Origin of the sequence: Tardiphaga sp., from assembly GCF_028290495.1 — a bacterium.
GTDB lineage: Bacteria > Pseudomonadota > Alphaproteobacteria > Rhizobiales > Xanthobacteraceae > Tardiphaga.
Window position 1 is genome coordinate 1 of sequence record NZ_JAQGJT010000002.1, and the last position, 4,610, is coordinate 4,610.

Sequence of the window (4,610 nt, forward strand, 5' to 3'; positions counted from 1 at the left end):
TCTTTTTCGAGCGTCTGAATCAGGTTCATCGAAATCTCCATCGGCGGCGCGCCCAGACATCGGCGCGGGCTGCGCACACGTCCATCTATCCTGCCATTGCACGGATTTGGCGTCCCTATACGGCATAAGGAACGCGTTGTCACCCATCCGTCGTGTTTTTCGGACGCTTTCGTTTTTTAGCCGTTTCCGGGGCGACCGGACGGACTGCCCACAGGTCGGGCCGGCGGCTTTTCGTCAGCGTTTCCGCCTCGGTCTTACGCCAGGCGGCGACCTTGGCGTGGTCGCCGGACAACAGGATATCGGGGATCTGGCGCTCCTCGAACGATTGCGGGCGGGTGTATTGCGGGTATTCCAGCAGCCCGTCGGAGAAACTCTCGTCGGTACCGGAGGACAGCTTGCCCATTACGCCGGGCAACAGCCTCACGCAGGCGTCGATCAGCGTCATCGCCGCAATCTCGCCGCCGGACAGCACGTAATCACCGATCGAGACCTCCTCGAGTTGGCGGGCGTCGATGACGCGCTGGTCGATGCCCTCAAAGCGGCCGCAGACGATCAGGGCGCCTGGCCCGGCGGCGAGCTCCGCTACCCGCGCCTGGGTCAGCGGACGGCCCCGTGGGCTCATGACGAGCCTTGGCAGCGTCTCTGGACGTCCCTGTGCGTCAGCGGCATCGATCGCCGCGGCCAGCACGTCGGCACGCAGCACCATGCCCGGCCCTCCGCCGGCCGGGGTGTCATCGACGCTGCGGTGGCGATCGGTGGCGGAGGCGCGGATATCGCGGGCTTCCAGCGCCCATAGCCCGGAGGCCAGCGCGCGGCCCGCGAGGCTGATGCCGAGCGGCCCGGGAAACATCTCGGGAAACAGCGTCAGCACGGTCGCGCGCCAGATTTTCGGATCAGAAGTCATCGCCTTCCATCGCGCGTCTGGAAGAGAGCGTCAAACCGGATGGGGCCACGTTCCCCGGACGCTGCGCTTTCTTTCCCTCCCCTTGCCGGGAGGGAGATCGCAAACGTTATCGCTTAAGTTAGCTGCTAGCCGTCCGCCTGATCAGGCGAATCGCCCTCGATCTCCGCGGGCAACTCGATCACCACGCGGCCAGCCTTCAGATCGACGATCGGCACGACCGCGTTGGTGAAGGGCAGCAACAGCGTGTTGCCTTCGGGCGGAGCGATTTCGATGATGTCGCCGGCGCCGAAATTATGGATCGCGAGAACGCGGCCGATCGCAGCACCTGCAGCGTCCACCGCGGCGAGGCCAATCAGATCGGCATGGTAGTACTCGCCGTCCTCGGTGTCCGGCAGACGGTCGCGAGGGATGTAGAGTTCGACGCCGTTAAGGCGCTCGGCGTCCTCGCGGCTGGTGACGCCGGTGAGGGTCGCGACCAGATGGCCGTTGGCCTCGCGCGCGGTCGCCACTTCAAGCGTGCGACCGCCGTCCTTGGTCTTGAGCGGGCCGTAGTCCATCACCGCGAGTGGATCCTCGGTGAAGGTCCACAGCTTGACAGCGCCTCGGATGCCGTGTGGCGCGCCGATGCGCGCCACACAGATTTGCGATGTGGTCATGAGCGCGCCTCACGCCGGGGCGCGCGACGCGAGCCGCACAGCGCCCGGAATGAGACTGCGTTCATCAAACCTTCTTCGCCTTCGCGGCGGCAGCGGCAGCCGACTTGGCGGCGGCAGCTTCAGCGGCCTTGGCTTCCGCGATGACCTTGCGCTCCTTGCGCGGCACGGCCTTCTCGGGGTTGCTGCGGGTTTCGCGCTTGGCAACGCCGGCAGCATCAAGGAAACGCGACACGCGATCCGAGGGCTGCGCGCCCTTGGCGAGCCAGACCTTGACCTTCTCCATGTCGAGCTTCAGGCGCAGCTCGTTGTCCTTGGCGAGCAGCGGATTGAAATGGCCGAGACGCTCGATGAAGCGGCCGTCGCGGGGGAAGCGCGAGTCGGCGACGACGACGTGATAAACGGGGCGCTTCTTGGTGCCTGCGCGAGCGAGGCGGATGACGACTGACATGGAGTTCTCCTTAAAGTGTTCGTTTGAATGGGAGTGAATGATCGAGTGTTATTTCTTCTTCCCGAAGCCGGGAAAACCACCAAGACCTGGCAGTGTCGGTTTTCCGAGTCCTGAAAGACCCGGGAATTCTTTCGGCAGCGCAGGCATCTGGCCCGGCGCGCCTTGCGGCATTTTTTCGGCGAGCGCCTTCATCTGCTCCGGTGACGGCATGCCGCCGCCGCCAAAGCCCATGGCCTGCGCGATGCCGGCCATCGGCCCGCGTTTGCCCTGCCCCATGGCCTTCATCATGTCGGCCATGTTGCGATGCATCTTCAGTACCTTGTTGACTTCCTCGACCTTGAGGCCGGCGCCGGCGGCGATGCGCTTCTTGCGGCTGGCCTTGAGGATGTCGGGATTCTTGCGCTCCTGCCGGGTCATCGAATCGATCACCGCGACCTGACGCTTCAGCACCTTGTCGTCGAGATTCGCCGAGGCGATCTGATTCTTCATCTTGGCGATGCCGGGCATCATGCCCATCAACCCGCTGATGCCGCCCATGTTGGACATCTGGATCAGCTGTTCGCGCATGTCCGAGAGGTCGAACTGGCCCTTGCGCATGCGCTCGGCGGTGCGCGCGGCCTTCTCGGCGTCGATATGCGCCGCGGCCTTCTCGACCAGCGAGACGACGTCGCCCATGCCGAGGATGCGGCCGGCGATGCGGCTGGGGTGAAAGTCTTCCAGCGCGTCGGTCTTTTCGCCGGTGCCGATCAGCTTGATCGGTTTGCCGGTGACGGCGCGCATGGACAGAGCGGCGCCGCCGCGGCCATCGCCGTCCACACGTGTCAGCACGATGCCGGTGAGGCCGACGCGCAGATCGAACGCGCGCGCCAGATTGACCGCGTCCTGGCCGGTCAGCGAGTCCGCCACCAGCAGCACTTCATGCGGATTGGCCGCGGTTTTGATTTCGGCGGCTTCCGACATCATCTCTTCGTCGAGCGTGGTGCGGCCGGCGGTGTCGAGCAATACCACGTCGTAGCCGCCGAGTTTGGCAGCCTCCAGCGCGCGTTTTGCGATCTGCGCCGGCTTCTGCCCCGTGACGATCGGCAGGGTCTGGATATCGAGATCGCGGCCGAGCACCGCGAGCTGCTCCATCGCCGCCGGCCGGTAGATGTCGAGCGAGGCCATCAACACCTTGCGCTTGTCGCGCTGGGTTAGGCGGCGGGCGAGCTTTGCGGTGGTGGTGGTTTTGCCGGAGCCTTGCAGGCCAACCATCATGATCGCGACCGGCGGCACCGCGTTGAGGTCGATGGTCTGGCCGTCGGAGCCGAGCGTGGCGATCAGCTCGTCATGGACGATCTTCACCACCATTTGACCTGGCGTGACCGACTTCACCACCGTGGCGCCGACGGCCTGTTCGCGCACGCGATCGGTGAAGCTGCGGACCACGTCGAGCGAGACATCCGCCTCGAGCAACGCGCGGCGCACTTCGCGCATCGCGGCGTCGACGTCGGCTTCGGAGAGGGATCCCCGCCCCGTCAGCCGATCGAGTATGCCACCAAGCTTTTCCGACAGATTGTCGAACAATTCCGTAGTCCTTCGTCCACTTGCTGCCGTCATACCGCGAGGCGCGGTCCAGTATTCCGAGGCTTCGCGGCTCAATCGAGACGCTCTGGGATACTGGATCACCCGCCCCAGTGCGCAATTTCGCACCGGGGCGGGTGATGCCAACAAACCAAACACTTTTACGCCCGAGGGCGCATCGCGCTGTCGGGCGTTGGCCTCCGGCCTCAAGGGCCGGGCGGCGGGTCGAAAAGAACGTCTTTCCGAGGATTGCGGGGTTAAACCCCCCTGAGCCCTGAAAGTCAAGAAAAGTCCCGGGAAAATGGCGGTTTCGTGAACCGCGCCCAGCGGGGTACCCCCTTGCCGATCCCGGCGTTTTCGGGCCAATCGGGGCCATGAACGTCACCCGCCGTCGTATTCTCGGAGTATTGGCTGGCACCGCCGCCGCCATCGGCATGCCGTCGCTCTGGATGACCCTGATGAAAACCTATGCCGGCCCGGTGTCCGATCATTTCGACGGCACGCAATTTTTCGACCCCGACGGGGTGCCGCCGAAATCGCTGCTCGAAGTGCTGCGCTGGCAGTTCGGCGGCGACCGAAAGCGCGCGGACTGGCCGGAATGGACACCGAACCCGACCTCCGACACGCCGCCGCCGAGCGTCGATGGCGGCAAGGTGCGGCTGTCCTTTGTCGGCCACGCCAGCTGGCTGATCCAGACCGCCGGGCTGAACATCCTGGTCGATCCGGTATGGTCGGCGCGCGCCTCGCCGCTCAGTTTTGCCGGACCGAAACGCCACAACGACCCCGGCATTGCATTCGACGCGCTGCCCAGAATCGACGTCGCGCTGGTGTCGCACGGCCATTACGACCATCTCGATGTCGCGACACTGTCGAAACTCGCGGCGAAATTCGCCCCAAGGGTGATCACGCCGCTTGGCAACGATGTCACCATGCGCAGCACCGATGACGCGATCAAGGCCGAGGGCTTCGACTGGCACGACCGCGTCGAGCTCGGAGGCGGCGTCGCGGTGACGCTGGTGCCGACCCGGCACTGGTCGGCGCG

5 protein-coding genes are annotated in these 4,610 nt (G+C 65.2%); 1 reads left to right on the forward strand and 4 read right to left on the reverse strand.

The features are described from left to right. Positions 1 to 139 precede the first annotated feature (139 nt). The 4 genes from trmD to ffh form a co-directional block, all read right to left on the reverse strand. Entirely contained in the window at positions 140 to 904 is a 765-nt protein-coding gene (trmD, locus tag JWQ24_RS00045) for a tRNA (guanosine(37)-N1)-methyltransferase TrmD (RefSeq protein WP_299802890.1), read from the reverse strand. Positions 905 to 1,029: 125 nt separating this feature from the next. Further along, on the reverse strand, positions 1,030 to 1,560 hold the full coding sequence (rimM, locus tag JWQ24_RS00050) for a ribosome maturation factor RimM (protein ID WP_299802892.1): 531 nt from the start codon (positions 1,558 to 1,560) through the stop codon (positions 1,030 to 1,032). 64 nt (positions 1,561 to 1,624) lie between these two features. Further along, on the reverse strand, positions 1,625 to 2,008 hold the full coding sequence (rpsP, locus tag JWQ24_RS00055; protein WP_299802894.1) for a 30S ribosomal protein S16: 384 nt from the start codon (positions 2,006 to 2,008) through the stop codon (positions 1,625 to 1,627). Between the two features lie 48 nt (positions 2,009 to 2,056). Then, positions 2,057 to 3,571: a signal recognition particle protein gene (gene ffh / locus JWQ24_RS00060; protein WP_299802896.1), complete on the reverse strand. Its 1,515-nt coding sequence runs from the start codon at positions 3,569 to 3,571 to the stop codon at positions 2,057 to 2,059. A gap of 371 nt (positions 3,572 to 3,942) precedes the next feature. Here ffh and JWQ24_RS00065 point away from each other — a divergent pair. Further along, the coding region (locus JWQ24_RS00065) for an MBL fold metallo-hydrolase (RefSeq protein WP_299802898.1) at positions 3,943 to 4,610 on the forward strand (668 nt) is incomplete at its 3' end.

What these genes read in the sequence shown, in the direction of transcription:
- trmD (WP_299802890.1), bottom strand. Translation starts at nt 904, where the DNA reads ATGACTTCTGATCCGAAAATCTGGCGCGCGACCGTGCTGACGCTGTTT.
- rimM (WP_299802892.1), bottom strand. Translation starts at nt 1,560, where the DNA reads ATGACCACATCGCAAATCTGTGTGGCGCGCATCGGCGCGCCACACGGC.
- rpsP (WP_299802894.1), bottom strand. Translation starts at nt 2,008, where the DNA reads ATGTCAGTCGTCATCCGCCTCGCTCGCGCAGGCACCAAGAAGCGCCCC.